Origin of the sequence: Bradyrhizobium arachidis (assembly GCF_015291705.1) — a bacterium.
GTDB lineage: Bacteria > Pseudomonadota > Alphaproteobacteria > Rhizobiales > Xanthobacteraceae > Bradyrhizobium > Bradyrhizobium arachidis.
Genome location: NZ_CP030050.1, coordinates 5,711,454 through 5,731,499 on the forward strand (window position 1 = coordinate 5,711,454; position 20,046 = coordinate 5,731,499).

The 20,046-nt window shown below is 64.1% G+C and carries 16 protein-coding genes and 1 pseudogene; 4 read left to right on the plus strand and 13 right to left on the minus strand.

Going from position 1 to position 20,046, the window contains the following annotated elements; genetic code table 11:
- Window positions 1-60: 60 nt before the first annotated feature.
- The gene (locus WN72_RS26690; protein WP_092214018.1) at window positions 61-1,317 is read left to right on the plus strand and encodes a hypothetical protein; all 1,257 of its coding nucleotides are present in this window, start codon (window positions 61-63) and stop codon (window positions 1,315-1,317) included.
- 32 nt (window positions 1,318-1,349) lie between these two features.
- Here the strand turns inward: WN72_RS26690 and WN72_RS26695 are convergent, their stop codons facing one another.
- Window positions 1,350-4,496, minus strand: coding sequence for a GAF domain-containing protein (locus WN72_RS26695; RefSeq protein ID WP_092214016.1), 3,147 nt, complete (start codon window positions 4,494-4,496; stop codon window positions 1,350-1,352).
- Window positions 4,497-4,692: 196 nt separating this feature from the next.
- Complete coding sequence (locus tag WN72_RS26700; protein WP_027559447.1) at window positions 4,693-5,466, minus strand: helix-turn-helix transcriptional regulator; 774 nt, start codon at window positions 5,464-5,466, stop codon at window positions 4,693-4,695.
- Between the two features lie 111 nt (window positions 5,467-5,577).
- Here WN72_RS26700 and WN72_RS26705 point away from each other — a divergent pair, with 111 nt between their 5' ends.
- Window positions 5,578-6,657, plus strand: a complete 1,080-nt coding sequence (locus WN72_RS26705) for an MDR/zinc-dependent alcohol dehydrogenase-like family protein (RefSeq protein ID WP_092214014.1) — start codon at window positions 5,578-5,580, stop codon at window positions 6,655-6,657.
- 130 nt (window positions 6,658-6,787) lie between these two features.
- Here WN72_RS26705 and WN72_RS26710 read toward each other — a convergent pair whose 3' ends face one another.
- From WN72_RS26710 to WN72_RS26760, 11 genes are all read right to left on the minus strand, one after another.
- Window positions 6,788-7,489, minus strand: coding sequence for an ABC transporter ATP-binding protein (locus tag WN72_RS26710; protein WP_027559449.1), 702 nt, complete (start codon window positions 7,487-7,489; stop codon window positions 6,788-6,790).
- 7 nt (window positions 7,490-7,496) lie between these two features.
- Window positions 7,497-8,777, minus strand: a complete 1,281-nt coding sequence (locus tag WN72_RS26715) for a lipoprotein-releasing ABC transporter permease subunit (RefSeq protein WP_027559450.1) — start codon at window positions 8,775-8,777, stop codon at window positions 7,497-7,499.
- A gap of 73 nt (window positions 8,778-8,850) precedes the next feature.
- Window positions 8,851-10,170 (minus strand): proline--tRNA ligase, encoded by a 1,320-nt coding sequence (gene proS, locus WN72_RS26720; RefSeq protein ID WP_092214011.1) that lies wholly within the window; start codon window positions 10,168-10,170, stop codon window positions 8,851-8,853.
- 142 nt (window positions 10,171-10,312) lie between these two features.
- Complete coding sequence (locus WN72_RS26725) at window positions 10,313-11,875, minus strand: copper resistance CopC/CopD family protein (RefSeq protein WP_092214009.1); 1,563 nt, start codon at window positions 11,873-11,875, stop codon at window positions 10,313-10,315.
- Window positions 11,875-12,393, minus strand: a complete 519-nt coding sequence (locus WN72_RS26730; protein ID WP_092214342.1) for a YcnI family copper-binding membrane protein — start codon at window positions 12,391-12,393, stop codon at window positions 11,875-11,877. Before WN72_RS26730 ends, WN72_RS26725 begins: the two co-directional genes overlap by 1 nt.
- Window positions 12,394-12,413: 20 nt before the next feature.
- Window positions 12,414-12,836, minus strand: a complete 423-nt coding sequence (locus WN72_RS26735) for a hypothetical protein (protein ID WP_231164036.1) — start codon at window positions 12,834-12,836, stop codon at window positions 12,414-12,416.
- An 11-nt stretch (window positions 12,837-12,847) separates the two neighbouring features.
- Window positions 12,848-13,378, minus strand: a complete 531-nt coding sequence (locus WN72_RS26740; protein WP_092214008.1) for a copper chaperone PCu(A)C — start codon at window positions 13,376-13,378, stop codon at window positions 12,848-12,850.
- 29 nt (window positions 13,379-13,407) lie between these two features.
- Window positions 13,408-13,905, minus strand: coding sequence for a TlpA family protein disulfide reductase (locus tag WN72_RS26745; RefSeq protein WP_092214006.1), 498 nt, complete (start codon window positions 13,903-13,905; stop codon window positions 13,408-13,410).
- Window positions 13,902-15,113, minus strand: a complete 1,212-nt coding sequence (locus tag WN72_RS26750; RefSeq protein ID WP_092214004.1) for a sialidase family protein — start codon at window positions 15,111-15,113, stop codon at window positions 13,902-13,904. The genes WN72_RS26745 and WN72_RS26750 overlap by 4 nt, the downstream gene beginning before the upstream one ends.
- Window positions 15,114-15,139: 26 nt before the next feature.
- On the minus strand, window positions 15,140-17,539 hold the full coding sequence (locus WN72_RS26755) for a TonB-dependent receptor family protein (RefSeq protein WP_092214002.1): 2,400 nt from the start codon (window positions 17,537-17,539) through the stop codon (window positions 15,140-15,142).
- Window positions 17,540-17,623: 84 nt separating this feature from the next.
- Complete coding sequence (locus WN72_RS26760; protein ID WP_027559459.1) at window positions 17,624-18,001, minus strand: DUF2946 family protein; 378 nt, start codon at window positions 17,999-18,001, stop codon at window positions 17,624-17,626.
- Between the two features lie 475 nt (window positions 18,002-18,476).
- Between WN72_RS26760 and WN72_RS26765 the strand changes: the two are divergent.
- Window positions 18,477-18,879, plus strand: a pseudogene (locus tag WN72_RS26765) (globin).
- 141 nt (window positions 18,880-19,020) lie between these two features.
- Window positions 19,021-20,043, plus strand: coding sequence for a sugar ABC transporter substrate-binding protein (locus WN72_RS26770; protein ID WP_027559460.1), 1,023 nt, complete (start codon window positions 19,021-19,023; stop codon window positions 20,041-20,043).
- Window positions 20,044-20,046: the final 3 nt, after the last annotated feature.

Sequence of the window (20,046 nt, forward strand, 5' to 3'; positions counted from 1 at the left end):
TGTAAGTAAACCGGCCCTCACGTAATATCGGCGACAACCGTTCCCCGCGTGCCCCATCACATGCTTGCCCGTATCCTGTTTCTCGTGGCTTCACTGTCGCTTCCCTGCGCATTGCACGCCGAAGAAACAGCGGCTGAGAAGGCCGGATTTGCGCCCACGTTGACGATTTATCTTGCCAGGGGAGCGCCGGACGCGTGCGGGCCGGGCTGCGACCGCTGGATCGCCATCGAGGGCAAGATCGACGAAAACGCCGCAGCGCGCGTTCGCCACTTCCTGGCCGCTGTCAAGGATACGCAGCGTCCGATCTACCTCCATTCACCCGGCGGCAACGTGGAGCAATCCTATCTCATCGGGCGGCTGCTGCGCAGCCGCAAGGCGGTCGCCCGGGTCGGCCGAACCATCGTGACCGCGTGCGCCGCGGAGACGCAGGTGGACGCTGAGTGCCTGAAGCTGAAGACTGCAGGCGGCGAGATCGAGGCCCAGCTCACCACCTACCATGCGATGTGCAACTCGGCCTGCGGTTACCTGTTTCTCGGAGCGACATCGCGCGAGGTGGCGCCCGATGCGGTGCTGGCGGTCCATAACTCCCGGCTCGTCCTCAACATTCAAAGAGAACCGCCTCCGGAGGTGCTCGCAGAAATCAGGCAGCGCCGGATGGCGACTGCCGAACGCGTCCGCGCCGCGTTCATTGCGGCGATGGGGATCAGCCGCGAGCTCGATGACCTCATCCGGACCGTAACCTACGAAAACCTGCACGTGCTGACGCGCGCCGAGCTCTATCGTTTCGGGATCGACACGCGGCCCTTTGCCGAAGGGATGTGGAGGCTGGAGACGGGGGCACGGCCCTTCATCAGCAAGATCGCCGTGACGAAGACGGAAAACGGCTCGTCATTCCGGACGATGGAGTGGCGCATGTATTGCGAAAGCAGGAATCGCGTGCCGCTGATGTTCGCGGGTGACATCGACAAGGCGAGCACCGGCAAAAGCACGATATCGATGACGGCGGATGCCGACCCGAACAAGGAGGCGGGAGGGTCTCCTGTAAACGCCGGGAAGTACGAAATGTGGAGTGGCAGCGTCGACCGCGACATGGTCTCGACGATACTGGCATCTCGCTCGCTGCATGTCCGTCAAACCACGACCATGCCGGACGAAAAGACCGACACGACAGGACTAGCCATCGACCTGACAGGCCTGGCGCCCATGTGGCCACGGCTTGTGACGGCGTGTTCGTCGGTGGCGGCCAAGCCGAAGAGTCCCTGGCCGGCAATTCCGCCGGGCGCCGGCGCCAAACCGGCGGCCGCGCCGGCGCAATAGGTGGAAGCCCCGGTTTGGATGGAGCCGGCGGATCAAAGCTCGTCAAGCAGACTGCGGACCTTGGCTGCCAGATCTTCGATCGCAAACGGCTTGGAGAGCAGATGCTTGCCGGCATCGAGCATGCCGTTATGAACGATGGCATTGCGCGTATAGCCTGTTGTGAACAGCACTTTCAGTCCAGGGTGTCGTTTCAACAGCTCGGCTGCCAGCTCGGCGCCCGTCATTTCAGGCATCACGACATCCGTAAACAGCAGATTCGGAACGGGACCGTCTTCGATCTTCCTGATCGCCTCTTTCGCGCCTGCCGCTTCGAAGACGGTGTAGCCGAGTTCGCGCAGACTTTCCGACGAGATGTTGCGCACACGTTCATCATCCTCGACGACGAGAATGGTCTCCTTGAAGTCCGCGCCGGGATGCACCGTGCTCTCCAAGGCCTCCCGAATTTTCTCATCGCCGACGAAGCGCGGCAGGTAGACCTTGACGGTCGTGCCGACGCCGACCTCCGAGTAGATTTTCACGTGGCCGCCTGACTGCCTCACGAAACCATAGACCTGGCTCAGTCCAAGGCCGGTCCCCTTGCCCACTTCCTTGGTCGTGAAGAACGGGTCGAACACCCTGCCCAGCACGTCGTTCGCTATTCCGACGCCGTTATCCGTCACGGCAATGAGGACATATTGCCCGGGCGCCAGTGCGTATTCGCGAGCATATCTTTGATCGATCGACGCGTTGCTTGTTTCGATGGTCAGCTTGCCGCCCTTGGGCATGGCATCGCGGGCATTGACCGCCAGATTAAGCACCGCGCTTTCCAGTTGCGCAGGGTCCGCTCTGACGCGCCAGAGACCGGCCGCCAGAACCGTTTCGAGTCGAATGAGCTCGCCAAGCGATCGGTCGAGCAGTTCGCTCATGCCGCCGATCATCTTGTTGATGTCCATGATTTCAGGCGCAAGCGGCTGCTGGCGGGAGAAGGCCAGCAGCCTCTGCGTCAAGGTGGCTGCGCGGTTCGCTCCGTCAATGGCCCCATCGATGAAGCGGTCGATGTTGACCTCGCCCTTTCCGAGCCGCCGCTTGGCGAGGTTCAAGCTGCCGAGAATGACGGCCAGCATATTGTTGAAGTCGTGGGCGATGCCTCCGGTCAACTGCCCCACGGCTTCCATCTTTTGAGCCTGCCGCAGCTGCTCCTCGGCTTTCATGCGTTCGGCAATCTCGTCGGCAACCCGCTGCTCCAGCTCGGCATTGAGCATCTGGAGCCGGGCCAGAAGGCGCGCATTGTCGATGGCGGTTGCGGCATGGCCGGCGATGCCGAGCAACGCGGACTCGTGTTCGGCCTGAAATTTTCCGGTTTCACCGTGACCGAAGAACAGTCCGCCGAGCACTTCACCGCTTCGCGAGACCACGGGGACTGCCAAATAGGATCGAACGGGAAGATGGCCCTCGGGCATGCCCTTCCGCGGCACATTCTTGCCATAGCGAGGGTCCTGCAGGATGTCGTCGGACCTGACCACCGCCGTCCCCTTGAAGGTCGGCTCGAACACGGCGGTGTTGCGCGGCATCGGAAAGTTTTCAAACGCGGATCTAGGCGCGCCAGACAATGCATAGAGCATGTAGCTGCCGCCGTCCTGCGTCAGCACGTTGTAGAAAAACGCCCCGAACTGCGCGCCCGACAGTTCGACGCCGGCGTCCGTGACGACCTGAACGATCCTCTCGAGCTCACGTTCGCGCGCGACCGAGGCGCCCGTGTCGTTCAGAATTCTCAGATGACGCTCGGACTTTTTCTTCTCGGTGATATCCAGGACCGTGCCGATGAACCGGACAGCGCGACCGTTGGAAAAGAGAGCATCGCCGGTGGCGGCGATCCAGCGTTCGACACCGTCCTCGATGCCGACCGTCCGATACTCGATGTTGTAGGTTGCCGGGGACTCCGGCGACAGGGCCTTGGAAACAGCCTCATGCGCGCGGTCCCTGTCCTCGGGATGCAGGCCCTTCAGGAAGGCCCCTTCATAGCTGACGTCCGCATCGGCGGACAAACCGAACAATGCCTTGCAGCGGTCGTCCCATCGCAAGACGTCGTTGATCGGGTCATAGTCCCAGGTGCCGATCCCGGCAGCGCCGTTCGCAAGACTGAGCCGTTCGGCAGCCTCCCGCGCAGCCTCTTCCGATCGAACGCGCTCGATGTGCGCCCAAGATCGCTCGGTCACCTCGGTGAGCAGAACGAGTTCGCGCCGGGTCCAAAGGTGCGGCCCGCGGTGATGAATTGCCATCAACGCGGTCAGGCGCCCCTCCTTGACGAAGGGCATGCAGATCGTGGAGCCGATGCCGATCCTCTGGAACGTGGCCGCTTCCTCTGGTGCAATCTCCTTCAGATTGTCATTGATGACGAGCGGCCTGCCGGCACTCAGCTCCTGAACCGCCTTCTTGCCGAAATCGGCGAGGCTGTAGTGCCCCACGATGTGGATCGCCCCCGGGGGCGCCCAATCCCCGCGTATGGTGAAGCCATCCTCGTCGGGGTCCATATCGGCATAGGCGCAGCTCGACACGCCGAGATGCTCACCGAGCATCCTTGTCGTCACCGCAAGGACACCGTCCGCATCGCGGGTCTTGGCGGTCGCCTTGTTGAGCGCATCCAAAAAGAGCAGGCGTCCTTCGTTCTCGCGGACGGACGTCTCCGCGCGCCGACGCTCGACGGCCGTGCGCGTGCGCTCGGCAACTTCGCGGATGAGCTCGAGCTCTTCCGAGATCCATTCCCGAGGCGTTGCATGGTTGAGGTAGAGCAGAGCCACGACCCCATCGGGCTCCGAGATCGGCATATTGACGAATGCACGGGCTGAGATCGCCTCGAGCGCCCGCGCGCGATCGCCGACGCGCGGGTCCTTCTCTGCGTCGGCACAAATGACGGTGTCGCCGCGCTTGAGGTCGTCGATGTAACTGCCATAGTCGCGGAAGTGCAGCACGCCGGCGAGGCTCAAAATGCCGGGCGCATTCCAATCGCGGTTGATGGTGATGGTTTCGGCCGACGTGTCGACCGTACCGTAGCCCGCCCGACTCACATCGAGGCTGCGGCCGAGCAGCTCCGCCGCGGCATAGGCGAGATCGTCGGGATTGCTGATCTCCCGGATGTAGTCGCCAAGGGTGGCAAGGACGGAGTTGCGATCGGTCAAATGCGCCCCGGTCGCCGTCGTCATCGCTCCACCCCCGACAATTCCCTCTCCCGGCCAAATCTGGATGGAAACGACCATTCGCGCCACTCTCCACTTCAGGAGATGGCCCACCCGACTGCCCTCTAACTACCTGAGGGCGTTTAGGTTCCCTTGCGTTGAGAGACTGCCGGCGTGCTTGCCTCGCGCTCGGCTCCCGACGTCGTCGTTGTGCTCGATGCCCCTACACCGGCGTATAGATCACGAGCTTCAGCGCGGGATCGTCATTGGCCTGGAAGCTGGTGTGCTCGAACCGGAGCAGGCCCCTGGTCGGATGGTTCATGGTCTTGAGGCCCGACGAGGTGCTGCGGATCTCGTGCGCCTCCCACCATTTGACGAACTCCGGACTGCCCTCGCGCAGCCGCATCAGCAATTCGGCGAAGGCGGGATCGCCGGCCCAGACGTCGTGGGTGGCGCGAAACATCGCGACCATGCTCTTGGCGACGTCGCTCCAGCCCGCGCCGTAGAACTTTCGCGTCTGCTTGTTGGTCAGCACCAGCAGCAGCGTATTGCGATCCTGCTCGGGCAACTGCCCGAAGGCGAAGACCTCCTCGGCGGCATCGTTCCAGGCCAATACGTCCCAGCGCCGCCCGGTGATGTAGGCCGGATGTGGCAGGCTCTCGATCATGCGCCGAATGGGCGCCGGCACGACCTCGCGCGTGAACGCGCGCTTGTCGCCGTCGCGCGCCAGCGCCTTCAGATGCGCGTGCTCGGTCTTGGTCAGGCGCAGCGCGCGGGCGAGCGCGTCGATGGTGGTGACGGAGGGACTGACGGTGCGGCCTTGCTCGAGGCGGATGTACCAGTCGACACCGATGCCGGCGAGCTGGGCGACCTCCTCGCGGCGCAGCCCCGCGGTGCGCCGCCGGCGGCCGGCCGGAAGCCCGACGGTCTTCGGTGACAGCTTCTCGCGGCGGGACCTGAGGAAGTCGCCGAATTCGACGCGGCGTGGGTCGGCCATGATGTCGCTCCTCGCGATGGAGGGTCTTTGGAATACTAGGATAATACCAGGCCTTCCTGGCCCTTCCAAGGCGGCGCATATCCGCTTCACCCGACTTTGAGGTGAAACATCATGAAAGCTGCCGTACTCAAATCCTTTGGATCGCCGCTGGTGATCGAGAATGCCCCCGATCCGGTGCTCGGCACCGGCGAGGTCGTCGTCGACGTCGTCGCGACGCGCGTCTTGTCCTACATGAACGAGGTGTTCGACGGGACCCGCAACTACGCGCTCGACCTGCCGATCATCCCGGGCCCCGGCGGCATCGGGCGGGTGCGCGCGATCGGTCCGGATGCGACCAAGCTTGCCGTCGGCGACTGGGTGTTCTGCGATCCGACCGTGCGTTCGCGCGACGATGTCGTCGCGCCTGATATCGCGCTGCAGGGGCTCACGGCCGCCGGCCCCGGCGGCATGCGCCTGCAACGGCATTTTCGCCACGGCTCGTTCGCCGAGCAGATGCGCGTGCCGACCGAGAACGTCAAACGCCTCGGCGCAATCACGTCGGAGGAAGCCACGCAATGGTGCGCGCTGGGGACGCTGCTGGTTCCCTATGGCGGCTTCCTCGCCGCCAACCTGCAAGCAGGCGAAACCGTGCTGGTGAGCGGGGCCACCGGCAATTTCGGCAGCGCTGCGGTGTCGGTCGCACTCGCGATGGGCGCCGCCTGCGTGGTGACGCCGGGCCGCAACGAAAAGATCCTCGCCGACCTCGTCCGCCGCTTCGGCAGCCGCGTGAAGCCGGTCAGGCTCACCGGCAATGAGGACGACGACCGCGAAGCGATGAAGCGCGCCGCGCCGGGGCCGATCGATTGCGTGTTCGACATCATGCCGCCCTCGGTGAGCCCGATTGTCGTGCGCGCGGCCGTGATGACGGTGCGCGCCTATGGCCGTGTCGTGCTGATGGGCGGCGTCGGCATGGCCGGTGGTCCCGGCCTCGAACTGCCCTACCCCTGGCTCATGCGCAACTGCATCAGCATCCACGGCGTCTGGATGTATCCGCCGGATGCAGCAAGCCGCCTGATCGCGCTGGTGCGGTCCGGGCTGCTGCGCCTCGACGAATACCAGACGACGGCGTTCGATCTCGACCATGCCAACGAGGCGGTGGCCCATGCCGCGGCCAATGGCGGACCGTTCAGATTGACGGTGATCAGGCCGTAATCGGCCTGCCCGCTGCGGCGATGCGCCGTCGCGGCGGGTTGACCTGACACGTCAAGGGATTGGCATGCGTCATCCCGCTTGCAGCCGGCAGTGTCCGGCTACTGTGCATGGGGTTGTTTTCGTAAGTTTGTTATTCGAGCTCGACGACCTGGCCGTTCGACAGCGACACCCGCCGGTCCATGCGGCCGGCGAGCTCCATGTTGTGGGTCGCGATCAGCATCGAGACCTGGGTCGCCTTGACCAGCTGCATCAGCGCCTGGAACACGTGCTCGGCCGTGCCGGGGTCGAGATTGCCGGTCGGCTCGTCCGCAAACAGCACGCGCGGCGCGTTGGCGACCGCGCGCGCGATCGCGACGCGCTGCTGCTCGCCGCCTGACAACTCGGCCGGGCGATGGGTGATGCGGTCGCCAAGGCCGAGATAGCCGAGGATCTCCTTGGCGCGCTTGACGCTCTCGGATTTCTTCAGGCCGCGGATCATCTGCGGCATCATCACGTTCTCCAGCGCCGAGAACTCCGGCAGGAGGCGGTGCGACTGGTAGACGAAGCCGATGTCGGTGCGGCGCAGCTGGGTGCGCTCGATGTCGGGCAGCTGCGAGGTCGGCGCGCCGTTGACGTAGACCTCGCCGGAATCCGGGGCCTCGAGCAGCCCCGCAATGTGCAGCAGCGTGGACTTGCCCGAGCCCGAGGGCGCCACCAGCGCGACGGACTGGCCCGGCCACAGCGCGAGCTTGGCGCCGTCGAGGATCGTCAGCGGCACCTCGCCCTGCAAGTACTGCCGCTTTATCTCGTGGAGATAAATGACCGGTACATCGTCAGCCCCCTGCTGCTCCATCAGCCCCTCACTCGTACCGGAGCGCTTCGACGGGATCGAGGCGCGCGGCGCGCCAGGACGGGTAGAGCGTCGCCAGGAACGACAGCGTCAGCGCCATGATGACGACCGCCGTGGTCTCGCCGATGTCGATCTCGGCAGGCAGCTTCGACAGGAAGTAGAGCTCCGGCGAGAACAGCTCGGTCGAGGTCAGCCAGGACAGGAATTGCCGGATCGATTCGATGTTGAGGCAGATCACGAGGCCGACGAAGAAGCCGACCAGCGTACCGACCACGCCGATCGAGGCGCCGGTGATCAGGAAGATGCGCATGATCGAGCCTTGCGATGCCCCCATGGTGCGCAGGATCGCGATGTCGCTGCCCTTGTCCTTCACCAGCATGATCAGGCCGGAGACGATGTTGAGGGCGGCGACCAGCACGATCATGGTCAGGATCAGGAACATCACGTTGCGCTCGACCTGGAGCGCATTGAAGAACGTCGAGTTGCGTTGCCGCCAGTCGACCAGGAACACCGGGCGGCCCGCGGCCTCCGTCACCGCCGTGCGGAAGGCGTCGATCTTGTCGGGGTTGGTGGTGAACACCTCGATCGAGGTGACGTCGCTGCTGCGGTTGAAATAGGCCTGCGCCTCCGCCAGCGGCATGAACACGAAGCCGAGATCGTATTCGGACATGCCGATCTCGAACACGGCGACGATCTTGTACGGCTTGATGCGCGGCGTCGTGCCCATTGGCGTGACCGCGCCCTTCGGCGCCACCAGCGTCACGCTGTCGCCGGCATGCAGCGACAGCTGGTCGGCGAGCCGCCGGCCGATCGCGACGCCCTGCCCCTCGTCAAAGCCCTCGAGCGAGCCCTGCTTGATGTTCTTGGCGATCGAGGTGAGGTTGTTGAGGTCGTCGGAGCGGATGCCGCGCACCAGCACGCCCGAGGCGTTCCACGGCGATGACGCCAGCGCCTGGCCGTCGACCACGGGCGCGGCAAGCCGGATGCCCTGGACCTGGCTGATGCGGTCGGCGACGTCCTTCCAGTCGGTCAGCGGGGATTCCAGCGGCTGCACCAGGATGTGGCCGTTGAGGCCGAGGATCTTGTCGAGCAGCTCTTTGCGGAAGCCGTTCATCACGGCCATGACGATGATCAGCGTCGCCACGCCGAGCATGATGCCGAGGAAGGAGAACCCGGCGATGACCGAGATGAATCCCTCCTTGCGGCGCGCCCGCAAATAGCGCGCCGACAGCATCCACTCGAATGGCGCGAAAGGCGCGGTTTGCTTGGTTTCGGTCATGGTCTCATCCATCGCTCGATAATCCCATGATTCGGGGTCAATTGTGGCCGGATTGGCGGCCGCGATCTCGGGCGATGAACAATATTCAGCCGACCAGGCGGGCGACCGCGTCCGCAGGCGACATGGTCTCGCGGGCGCCGTCATTGCGCTTCTTGATCTCGACCTTGCCGTCGGCGAGGCCCTTCGGCCCGATCATGATCTGCCAGGGGATGCCGATCAGGTCGGCGGCGGCGAATTTGGCGCCGGCGCGCTGGTCGGTGTCGTCGTAGAGCACGTCGACGCCCTTGGCGGTGAGCTCCGCATAGAGCTTCTCGCAGGCCGCATCGACCGCGGCATCGCCCTGCTTGAGGTTGAGGATCGCCACGCGGAACGGCGCCACCGCCTCCGGCCATTTGATGCCGGCATCGTCATGGCAGGCCTCGATGATGGCGCCAAGCAGGCGCGAGACGCCGACGCCGTAGGAACCGCCATGGATCGGCACGTCGACGCCATCGGGACCCGCCACCAGCGCCTTCATCGCGTCGGAATACTTCGTGCCGAAATAGAAGATCTGACCGACCTCGATGCCGCGGGTGTTCACCCGCTTCTCCGCCGGCACTTCCTGCTCGAAGCGCGCAGCGTCGTGGACGTCTTCCGTCGCCGCATAGACCGAGGTCCACTGCTTGATGATCGGCGTCAGGTCGCTGTCATAGTCGACGTCCTCGCCCGGCACCGGCAGGTCCAGCACGTCGCGATTGATGAACACGCCGGATTCGCCGGTCTCCGCAAGCACGATGAACTCGTGGCTGAGATCGCCGCCGATCGGGCCGGTCTCGGCGCGCATCGGGATCGCCTTCAGCCCCATCCGCGCGAAGGTGCGCAAATAAGCGACGAACATCTTGTTGTAGGCGACGCGGGCCGCGGCCTCGTTGAGGTCGAACGAATAGGCGTCCTTCATCAGGAACTCGCGGCCGCGCATCACGCCGAAACGCGGACGCTGCTCGTCGCGGAATTTCCATTGAATATGATAGAGATTGAGCGGCAGGTTCTTGTACGACTTCACGTAGGCGCGGAAGATCTCGGTGATCATTTCCTCGTTGGTCGGCCCGTACAACAGCTCGCGCTTGTGGCGGTCGGCGATGCGCAGCATCTCCGGACCGTAGGCGTCGTAGCGGCCGCTCTCGCGCCAGAGGTCGGCGAGCTGGAGCGTCGGCATCAGCAGTTCCAGCGCACCGGAGCGGTCCTGCTCCTCGCGCACGATCTGCTCGATCTTCTTGAGCACGCGGAAGCCGAGCGGCAGCCAGGCATAGATGCCGGCCGCTTCCTGCCGGATCATGCCGGCGCGCAGCATCAGCCGATGCGAGACGATCTCCGCCTCTTTCGGATTTTCCTTCAGAATGGGCAGAAAGAACCGCGACAACCGCATGGCAATACTCGAGGAATCAGTGAGGGCTTGCAGTGAAAGCGGATTGGGAGCGAAAACACAAGGCCGGGAATGAGGAAAAGCCGCTAACGCGGCGAAATTCCTGTCATTTTTCCGTTGCCTTCAGGTTCGACTTGAACCTCGTCTAGGGTGGCGCCACCTCGAGATCGTCCTCGAGCGTGATCTTCTCGAAATCGGTCACCAGCGCGTCGATCCGCACATGCCAGCGGCCGGCAAAGGGCAGCTCGACCTTGCGCACGTGCCAATAGCCGTCCGGTCCGAGCTCAGCATTGCGTTCCATCGGCTCGATGCCGCGCTCGGGCAGGCTCAGGGTCAAGGTCGCCTCCTTGGCCGCAAGCGGCGTCGCCTCCCCGGTCATGAGCTGGAGCACGAAGTCGTCGATGCCAGCCTTGCCCGGCGAGACCAGCACCTGGAACATCGCCTTGTCGCTATGAATGTGGATCGCCAGCGGCGTGTCCGGAACAATGGTCCGCGGCGGCGGCGTGAACCGCCAGCCGGCGACGGTGGCGAAGATGGCGAGCGCGATGCTGCATTCGAGCAGGATCGAGCGCTTGAGCGCAGGCGTCGATGTCTCGTCCCGGGCCAGAGCGGGTGTCAGCCGGAACCGATTCAACGCCGCAAGCGCCAGCAATCCCGTGACGAGTACAAGCTTGATCGAGAGGACGAGCCCGTAGCGGGTCTCGACCAGCGCTGCCGGCTTTTCGAGCTGAACGATCGCAAGCGCGAGACCGGTCGAGGCCAGCACGCCAACCGCCAGCGCAGCGAGGCGGGAGAAGCGGTTCACGACGGGGAGCGATGCAGTCGCCGGCTTCGACATCAGCGCGATGAGCGGCGCGAGGGCACCGATCCAGATGGTGACGCCGAGCCCGTGGAGAAAGATCGCCGGCCGGGTCAGCGCCTCCGGCGGAGCCGTTGCAGCGTGCCCGGTCGTGGCGAGCGACAGACCGACGCCGATGAACGCGACGATCGCGAGAGCCCGCGCGTACCATGCGCTCCGCAGCGCCATCCAAGCGAGCAGCATCGCCGCGATGGCAATGAGCAGCGCGGGGCCGGCGCTGGTCGCGAACGCAACCTTCCAGGGAGCGGCCGTCGCAAGCGCCGCCAGCGGCAGGCCGAGCAGATCGAGGCCCAACGCGCCAAGGGACGCAATTGCGCCCGCAAGGCCGATGGCGAGCGCGACGCGCGGAACGGTCATGCCGATCATCGACCACGCAATCCAGCGCGCAAAGAACACGCCGCCGACACCGACAAACAGACCTAGGTAGAGGCCGATCCGCGCCAGCCAGATCAGCGCGTTCAAGGCGCCACCCAAGGTGACCGGAGGCTTTGTCGCCGTCGGCATGCCGATCGAAAAGATCACGGATCCCGAGACGGGATGACCGTCCTGCGAGATCACGCGGTAGCTGACCACGGCCGTCCCCTGCGGCAGGTCCGGCGGCATCGCGACCGAGATGGTCTCACCCGATGCATTGACGCGCGCATCGTCCCGCGCCCTGCCCGTGCCGTCGATCAGCTGGATCGCGCCGGGCGTCACCGCCTCGTTGAAGCGCAGCTCCACCGCTTTCGGCGCGCTCGCAAGCATGCTGCCGCTCGCCGGCTCGACCGAGACGAGCGCCGCATGCGCCGACGCCCCGGTCGCGAAGCCGACAGTGAGAAGCAGCGTCGCAAGCGCGGCGATGAGGCGCATCAGGGTTTGGGCAGCAGCTTCACGCCAGGCGCGGGCGAGTTGCCCTCATGCGAATGCCCTGCCCCTTCCGCCGGGATCTCGATCCAGCGGCTGACGCCGGTCTCGCATTCCTGGACGACGGGGAAGTACAGCGTCGTGTTTGGCTTCAAGCTGTCGGTGAGGAAGCTGCTGATGACGAACTCATCGTAATTGTGATCCGGCAGCTTGCCGCCGGACCAGGCCACCTCCTTGACGCCGGAGGAGAGCTTGTTGCCGTGATAGTCGTACTCGTTGGCATATTTGCCCTCGACGACATCGACGCTCCAGCCCGCCTTCGGCATCGGCTTCACCGCGAGCACCCCTTCCGGGATCTGCACGCGGATCTTCACCGTGGGCGAGCCCTTGCAGCCGTGTGGCACGGCGAACACGGCCTTGTAATAGGAGCCAACCGCCGCCTGCTTGGTCTCCAGTGTGATATGCGCCGCCGCCGGGGTCGCGGTGAGCGCGGCCATCAGGATCAGGCAGGATCGCTTCGACATGTTCAACCTCTTCAGCGGGGTCATTTGATCAGGATCGGCGATTCAACGCTGACATGGTCGGCGTCGGAGATCGAGATTCCGAGACCCAGCATCCAACGCCCGGGCGTCAACTGCGCCACCTTCACGCGCCAGCTGTCTTCACCGTCGCGCGACGCCTCGACCGGCGCGAGCTTCCGGCCGGATTGCGTATCGACGAGGGTCACCGACACGGCTTTCGCCGAGAGCGGCGTCTCGTCGGTGGTTTCAAGCTGGATCGCGATCTCGACCGGGCCGGCGCGGCCTGGCGAGACCGTGACATTGGCCATCGCCTTCTCGGTGTGCAGATGGGTGAAGAAGCTGTCGTCGTCGGTCGCCGCCGCAAGCGGTGTGGCGGCAACCGACAGCAACGCAGCCATCGCGAGCGCGAGGCCCGCAAGATTTCGACGCGAGGTCATGGGAAGCATGATCGGCCTCATCACATCTTCATTCCCGAATGATCCGGCGTTTTCTTCATCTCATGGCCGGAATGGCCTGCATCGCCAGGCGCCTGCGCGCCGACGCCCTGCACGTCGAGCGAGACCGCGACCTTGCCGGCCTTTTCGAACTCCAGCGTCAGCGGCACCTTGTCGCCCTGCTTGAACGGCCCCTTCAGCTCTTGGAGCATCAAATGATAGCCGCCGGGGGCGAGCTTTACCGTCTTGCCGGGATCGATCACGAGCCCCTTGTCGAGCGGACGCATCTTCATCACGCCATTGTCCATCGCCATCTCATGGACCTCGGCCTTGCCGGCGATATCGGCGGACACACTGACCAGCTTGTCCGCCGTCGTTCCCTTGTTCTCGATCGTCAGGTAACCGCCGGCGACCTTGGCCCCACCCGGCGTCGCCCGGCTCCACGCCTGCGAGATGACGAGATCGCCGGCCTTGACGTCCTCGGCGGCCGCAGGTGCCGCGCAAAGTGCGAGCGCGACCGCCGCGAGCATCACATCTTTCAACATCGTCTTCATATCGGTCTTCCCGTTTTGCAGATTGAATTTCAGTGGGTGCCGAGCTGTTGGCCCGACCATTTTTCGAGATCGGCCATCTCGGCCGAGCCTTCGATCGTCGTGACGGTCCCGTCCCGCGAGATCAGCATTGTCCGAGGGATATCGCCCTGCCAGGCAGGATCAATCTCGAATCGCAAGCGCTCGACGAAGCCGTCGCTGAAGATGAAATTCTCGGTCGACGATAGCCCCGCCTTGTCGAGCATCGACTGCGTGGCGGCCGGCAGATTCGGCACGAGGTCGGCACTGATTGTGACCACATCGATCCCGGGATGGTCCTTTGCAAACCGCCCAAGCTCCGGCAGCTCGACCTTGCAGGGCCCGCAAGTCACGCCCCAGAAATGCACCAGCGTCGGGCGGCCGGCATGGCCCTTCAGCATGCTTTGCCACGTACCACGCTCAAACGGTTTGAGGGCCGGCGCCGCCGCGAGCGTAGCGGCCGACGCGACCAGGATCCCCAGGCCCAGAATGCCGGCAAATCGATATGTCATGGTTGATCCTCGATCGCTGTAAGCCGATAGCCATCCGCCTTCGTCATCCATGACAGGTAGACCTGCCGGCCATTGGACACCAGCAAGGGGTGGTCGGAGGTGTCTGTCGTGCTCGATATCGTCTTCGGCGGCGACCAGCTCTCTCCGTCATCTCGGGAGATCGTCATCTGGACCGAGGTCTTCTCGCCATCGAACTCCTTCCAGACCATCACCGTTCCGGCGGGGCCCGCGAGCACGTAGGGGCGCGTCGGATTGCGGCCGGGCTTCCCCAGCCCCATCGGCGAAGAGAACGTGCGGCCTTCGTCGCGCGAATGCGCGTAGAACAATCCCTTCCGCGCCTTGCCGTTCGTGTACCAGGCGACGTGATAGGTCCCGTTCGGCGCAACCGTGAGGCTCGGCCCGTGATGCGGGCAGGCGTTGATCTGCCACTCATCGTTGCTGACCCGGCGGATGTCGCCTGGAGTCGCGACGTCGGTGAAGGTCATGACCGCATGATCGCGGACGCCGCCTTCAAACATGTTCCTGAAAATCACGGCCGGTCGCCCAGGCGCCGCGAATGTCAGTCCCAACCGGCAGCATTCGCAGGTGCCTTCGCGCGCCAATCGGGCCTCCGCGAAGGTGGTGCCGCGGTCGCTGGACGAAGCAAAGAACAGCCCCGCCCCCTCGTACTTCTGTCCCGCCTCCTTCGCGAGAACGCGATTGCGCTTGTCGAGCCATGCCGCGAAGACCGTTCCGTCCTGATCGAGCGCCAGCGCCTCAAAACGCTGGCTCTCGTTGCTGGCGGTGATCGGCTTCAGCTCGGCAAAGCTCTTCCCGCCATCGGCCGAGCGCGTATAGAGCACCTGGCCGTTGAAGGCCTCATCCCTGAAGATCGAGAACGCGAGCGCGATGCCACCCTTGCGATCGACCACGATCTTCGGCCGCGCGTCCGGGCCCCAGTCGAGGTTCAGCCGCTTCGTCGTGACCTGGACGGGAGCCGAGAAACTCTGCCCCGCATCCCGCGAGCTTGCCACAGAGACCTGCCCGCCCGCCATCCAGACCAACCACAATGTACCGTCCGGAGCGAATGCGGGTGTCACCTTGGTCGCACAGCGTAGCGTCGGCTCGTCGCAAGCCGCCTCCGATGCATGCTGACCGTGCATCTGTGCGAGCGCCGCACCATGCAAGAACGCAAGAGTGACGATTGCGAGCAAGCCAGTTCGGATCATGGCCCGATTCCCTTCGAGAGCCCGGCTCATTTGAATGCCACCTTCATACCTGCAACGAAGGTGCGCGGCGAGCCTGCGTAGATCGAACCGGTCGTATTTGCGAGGACGCTCGCAGGATTTTGAAGGCCTGCTGCTGTCACCGTGTTGGCGATGTTGTTTGCCGAGGCAACGTAGGTGCGGTCGAACACGTTCCTGACTTCGAGAAACAGGTTCAGCGATCTGAATGTGTCCGACACAAGATCGGTCTTGTAGTGAACGTTCACATTCACCAGCTCATAGCCTGGCGCTTTCAGCAGATTCGCGTTGTCCATGTAGAATGAGTCCTTCCACTGGATCTCGACGAAGCCACCAAGGCCCGCCAGCGACCCGGCGAACTCGTCGTAGCCGACCCGGGCCGTCAGTTCGTTGGGCGAGATGCCGGGGATCTTGTTGCCTGCCCGGTTGAAGCTGAACACCGCACCATTGGTGATGTTCTCGACATACTCGGTGTAGACCTCGTCGAGGTAGGTATATGCCGCCATGAACCGCCAGCCCGGATAGAACTTCCAATCCGCCGCAAGCTCGACGCCGCGATGCTCCGATCGCGGGGCGTTGAAGGTATAGGATATGCCGTTGATCGGAGTTGCCTGACTGACGATCTCGTTGCGGAAGAACTCGTAGAAGCCGGTCGCGCTCAGCTTGAGCGCATTGTTGGGCGTCCAGTCGAATCCGAGGTCGTAGCCAAGATTCTTCTGGGTTTGAAGCTGTGTATTGTTGCCCGACAAGCCGGTCGGAAGGACGAAAAGATTAGAGACCTGCGGGGTGCCGTATCCTGTGGCGACCCGTCCGCGGAACAGCCACTCGTTGTTGAGATTGTAGAGGAGCGCCAACTCCGGCGCGGCATTCTGAAACTGCCGATCCGCCGTCGTGAGGGTTGTGGTGGTAATGCCGGTGGGGCCGGCGTATGCGTATGCCGTGTTGATACCCTTCAGGAGGGTTGTCTCCCAACCGATGCCGGCGACCGCAGTCAGTGCCGCAGTGAGCTTGAGCTCTTCCCTGGCACGAACACCATAGTTGGTGGTCTCGCTATAGAGATTGCTCGACAATCTGCCGAGCGTTGCATTGCCACCCGGCATCACGTTCCACGTATCGCTCGAGGCCGTCAGAGTATTGTAGAAGGCGCCGAAGAACGTGGTGGACTCGAGGCCGACAATCTCGCCGCGCTTGGTGACGTCGCTCATAAAATTGTATGAGGGAAAATCTCCGATGGCGCTGGTCGCGCCGGTCGGCTGGTTGATGTTCCTGTCGTCAAAGACGAACTGATTGCGCCAGGTCGTGGTGTTGTCGAAATCGTGCTCCCAGCGACCACCGACGATGGTGCGGCGATCATTGCGGCCGAGCCCGGCCTGCACAGCCGTTTCCTTGTCCGTGCCTGCCGCCGTATTAAAACCGTTGTTGAACAGCGTGACCGTACCGCATCCGGCCGCGGCCGTGGCACCGGTCGCGCAGCCCTGCTGGAACGGGTTTTGATAGTACTGGTTCAGCGACTGCCGGATCGGCAGCCGCGCGCTGAGGTCGTTGTTGATGATCTTGACCGTGAAGCGATCGTCCGGCGTCGCCTTGAGCGTGCCGAGGAAGTTGACGGTCTGCGTGTTGAACCAGCTGTTGCCGATGTAACCGTCGCCGCGTGTGTCGCTCGCGAATAGCGAGCCCTCGAAATTTCCGACCTTCTTGCCTGCGGCAAGGTAATCGTTGAGATAGCCGTAGCTGCCGCCGTCGACGCCATATTCGACGCCGTCGATCGTGCCGCCCGGCCGCGTCCGGAAATTGAGCGCGCCGCCGGTCGCGTAGTTGCCGTAGAGCGCCGACGAGGGACCACGGACGACGTCGATCGCACCATAGGCATGGGGGTCGATCAGGTCGCTCCGCGACAGGCCGTCCGGCTGCGTCACCGGAAAGCCGTCGTCGAAGATCACGAGATTGCGGATACCAAAGCCGTTCCTCGCGTTGGACCCGCGAATCGAGATGCCGAAATCGCGCGGGCCATTCCCCTGCTTGATCGAGATGCCCGGGCTGTCCCGCAGGACGTCGCTGACCGAGAACGCGGGACGATTATCGAACTGGCTGCGATCGATGGTCGTCGCGGTCTGGCCGGATGGCGCTTGATTGAGACTGTCGCGCGCTGCGCTGGCAGTCACGGTCCTGTTCTGGGTCGGCGCACCGGCGCTTGCGCTCGGCGCAACGGGTTTCGGCGCGCGGCTCGCGGACACGGATCGCGGTTTCGAGGCCCGGACGACCGGTTTGGCGCGAGCCGCCTGCGGCGCCTCGACAGTCACAGCGGGGAGCTCAGTGTTGCGGCTTTGCGCGAAGGCTCCGCTCGACGACGCAAGCAGCGCGGCCTGAATGGCAACGAGGCTCACGCCACGACGGGCATGACAAACTGACATGGGGCATTCCTGATGCCGGCTTTCGCTCCGGCCAATCGACAACATCAATCGCCGCCGGACGGACCGCGGCGATCACGAGGGTCGTCAGGAAAGATGAGGAGGCGCGCGCGCCTGGGTGTTCGAGCCCTTATCGGCGGCAACGAGGGTCACCTCGGCGGCACGCCACGACACGCGCTCGGCGTGGCGGAGGGGAACGGAGAATGCGAGCTGCGGCGGCGAATCGAGCGAGGCGCCCGCCTGCGCCAGGCAACACAACGCGCAGGCCGCGCCATGCGCGGTCGGTGTGCCGGTCCGATCGTTCGGACCACCGCCCTGTTCGCCCACGCTGTGGCAGATGACGGCGGCCGACAACGGATCGGCCACGGCCTGGCCGGCCGACCAGCACGCGGCGATCGGTGCCAGCACCTGCATCGCCAGGGCGAGCAGGACGAGAGGCAGGAATTTTTGCAGCCGTGCGCGCATCCACCGGACCGTTCGTTCGTGCGCTAACTAAACACCCGGCCGGGGGACGAGTCGAGGTCAGTTCCGCCGCCTTCTTGGTCCAGCGCAAATTTGCCGGAAACTGTGATCGGGCCGCCCCACGGGACCGGGCGCCCGGCATTTGAGGCAGCGGCCAAAGCCTGCCCTATCCACAGATTTCTTATATTTGTCATATGCTTACGAGGTAAACAGCCCGATCATTTCGTCCATTGCTCGAATTTTGAACATTCGTTGCCGAAAATGATGACAAGTGAGAAAAGTTGATCTAGCATCCTCTTGCTCAGGCCTGACCGCGAGGTCGACGTCTGGTGGTCCAAGTCTCGGGAGGAGCCCCTGGCGCGCAAAACGCAGCGTCGCCCCGTCAATCAAGATCAAATCTTAAGATCGGGGATAATAGGGTCGACACAATTTTTGAGCGGGGCCAGGGCCCCGCTCTTTTTTTGTCTGGGTGGCTCCAGTGAGCGCTTCCTCTGATCCGATCGAACAGAGTTTTGAGATCGCGGCATCGCGCTGCGCCGATCTCACGCCGCTCGTCTACCAGCGTCTGTTCGAACAGCATCCGGAAACGCACGATGTTCCGCGCGCAAGGCCGCGAGCTGGTGATGGGAGCGATGCTTGCCCTGACCATCGAGGCAATCCTCGACTTTGCGGGTGAGCGCCGCGGGCATTTCCGGCTGATCGCCTGCGAAGTCGCCTCGCACGATGGTTACGGCACGCCGCGCGAGCTGTTCATCGCTTTCTTCGGCATCATCAGGGATACGCTGTGCGATCTCCTCGGCGACGAATGGTCGGCCGAGATGGCGCAGGCCTGGGACCAGCTGCTCCCAGATATCGATGCATTCGCCACCGCTCCCGCCTGACGCTTTGCGCTGCACCAACGCAAAGCTGCGGCGATCCCGCGGCTGATTGCAGATTGAGTGGCACCAACTCTTGTGAGAGACTTTCGGACATCGGTCGCGCAAGCAATGACGCGCCGACGATAAGAGATATGGGAGCGAGCGATGTCCGGGACGAAAGATTTCTCGACGACGAGGCGCGATCTTCTTCAGGCGGCAGCGGCCGCCGGCGCCGGGGCTGCCCTCTTCGGCAGCATGGGCATAAACCCCGCATTGGCAGCCGAGGTCGGACGCAGCGAGAAGCCGCTGAAGGCGGCGTTCTCCAATGCAGGCCTCCAGGCGACCTGGTGCGCGCAAGGCAAGCAGGCCGCGGAATTCTGGGGCAAGCTGTTCAATGTCGAGGTCACCTGGTTCGACGGCCAGCTCGACGCGGTGAAGCAGCGCGCCGCGATCGACAACATGGCCTCGCAGAAATGGGATTTCGTCGCGATCCAGGCCTTCGGCATCGGCACCCTCACCCAGCCCGTGCAGAAGATGATCGACGCCGGCACGCCCGTGATCGACATGGACACGCTTATTGCTCCCCTCGATCAAATTAACGTCCACTCCTTCCTCGCCCCCGACAACGAGTTCATGGGCGCCTCGGTGACGCAGGCGCTGTGCAACGCCATGGGCGGCAAGGGCAAGATCATCATGACGCAAGGCGCGCTCGGCCACACCGGCGCGCAGGGGCGCGCGAAAGGCTTCAACACTGTGGTGAAGCAGTTCCCGAACATCGAGGTGCTCGACACCCAGCCGGCGGACTGGGACGTCTCCAAGACTGCGCGCCTCTGGGAAACCTATCTCACCAAGTATCCGCAGATCGACGCGGCGTTCTTCCACAATGACGACATGGCGCTTGCGGCGGCCAACATCATGAAGGCCCGCAATCGCACCAACATCCTGATCGGCGGCGTCGATGCCATGCCGCCGGCGATCCAGGCGGTGAGCGAGGGCCGCATGTTCGCGACCGTCCGAAATCCGTCCTGCCGCATCCATGGCGGCGCCATCATCGCGGGCGTCTCCGCCGTGGTCGGCGGCGAGAAGAGCGGCCAGGGCATCCCCAAGAACGTCGTCACCGACGGCCCGGTCGTGACCAAGGCCAACGCCGCCGGGATGCAGTGGATGCAGGATCACTTCCTGATCTGAGCT

Excerpts from the sequence above, each read along its gene's own strand:
- WN72_RS26750 (WP_092214004.1), bottom strand. The coding sequence starts at position 15,113 with ATGATCCGAACTGGCTTGCTCGCAATCGTCACTCTTGCGTTCTTGCAT.
- WN72_RS26755 (WP_092214002.1), bottom strand. The coding sequence starts at position 17,539 with ATGTCAGTTTGTCATGCCCGTCGTGGCGTGAGCCTCGTTGCCATTCAG.
- WN72_RS26710 (WP_027559449.1), bottom strand. The coding sequence starts at position 7,489 with ATGGAGCAGCAGGGGGCTGACGATGTACCGGTCATTTATCTCCACGAG.
- WN72_RS26690 (WP_092214018.1), top strand. The coding sequence starts at position 61 with ATGCTTGCCCGTATCCTGTTTCTCGTGGCTTCACTGTCGCTTCCCTGC.
- WN72_RS26700 (WP_027559447.1), bottom strand. The coding sequence starts at position 5,466 with ATGGCCGACCCACGCCGCGTCGAATTCGGCGACTTCCTCAGGTCCCGC.
- WN72_RS26735 (WP_231164036.1), bottom strand. The coding sequence starts at position 12,836 with ATGCTTCCCATGACCTCGCGTCGAAATCTTGCGGGCCTCGCGCTCGCG.
- WN72_RS26705 (WP_092214014.1), top strand. The coding sequence starts at position 5,578 with ATGAAAGCTGCCGTACTCAAATCCTTTGGATCGCCGCTGGTGATCGAG.
- WN72_RS26760 (WP_027559459.1), bottom strand. The coding sequence starts at position 18,001 with ATGCGCGCACGGCTGCAAAAATTCCTGCCTCTCGTCCTGCTCGCCCTG.
- WN72_RS26730 (WP_092214342.1), bottom strand. The coding sequence starts at position 12,393 with ATGTCGAAGCGATCCTGCCTGATCCTGATGGCCGCGCTCACCGCGACC.
- WN72_RS26740 (WP_092214008.1), bottom strand. The coding sequence starts at position 13,378 with ATGAAGACGATGTTGAAAGATGTGATGCTCGCGGCGGTCGCGCTCGCA.
- WN72_RS26770 (WP_027559460.1), top strand. The coding sequence starts at position 19,021 with ATGTCCGGGACGAAAGATTTCTCGACGACGAGGCGCGATCTTCTTCAG.
- proS (WP_092214011.1), bottom strand. The coding sequence starts at position 10,170 with ATGCGGTTGTCGCGGTTCTTTCTGCCCATTCTGAAGGAAAATCCGAAA.
- WN72_RS26715 (WP_027559450.1), bottom strand. The coding sequence starts at position 8,777 with ATGGATGAGACCATGACCGAAACCAAGCAAACCGCGCCTTTCGCGCCA.
- WN72_RS26725 (WP_092214009.1), bottom strand. The coding sequence starts at position 11,875 with ATGCGCCTCATCGCCGCGCTTGCGACGCTGCTTCTCACTGTCGGCTTC.
- WN72_RS26695 (WP_092214016.1), bottom strand. The coding sequence starts at position 4,496 with ATGACGACGGCGACCGGGGCGCATTTGACCGATCGCAACTCCGTCCTT.
- WN72_RS26745 (WP_092214006.1), bottom strand. The coding sequence starts at position 13,905 with ATGACATATCGATTTGCCGGCATTCTGGGCCTGGGGATCCTGGTCGCG.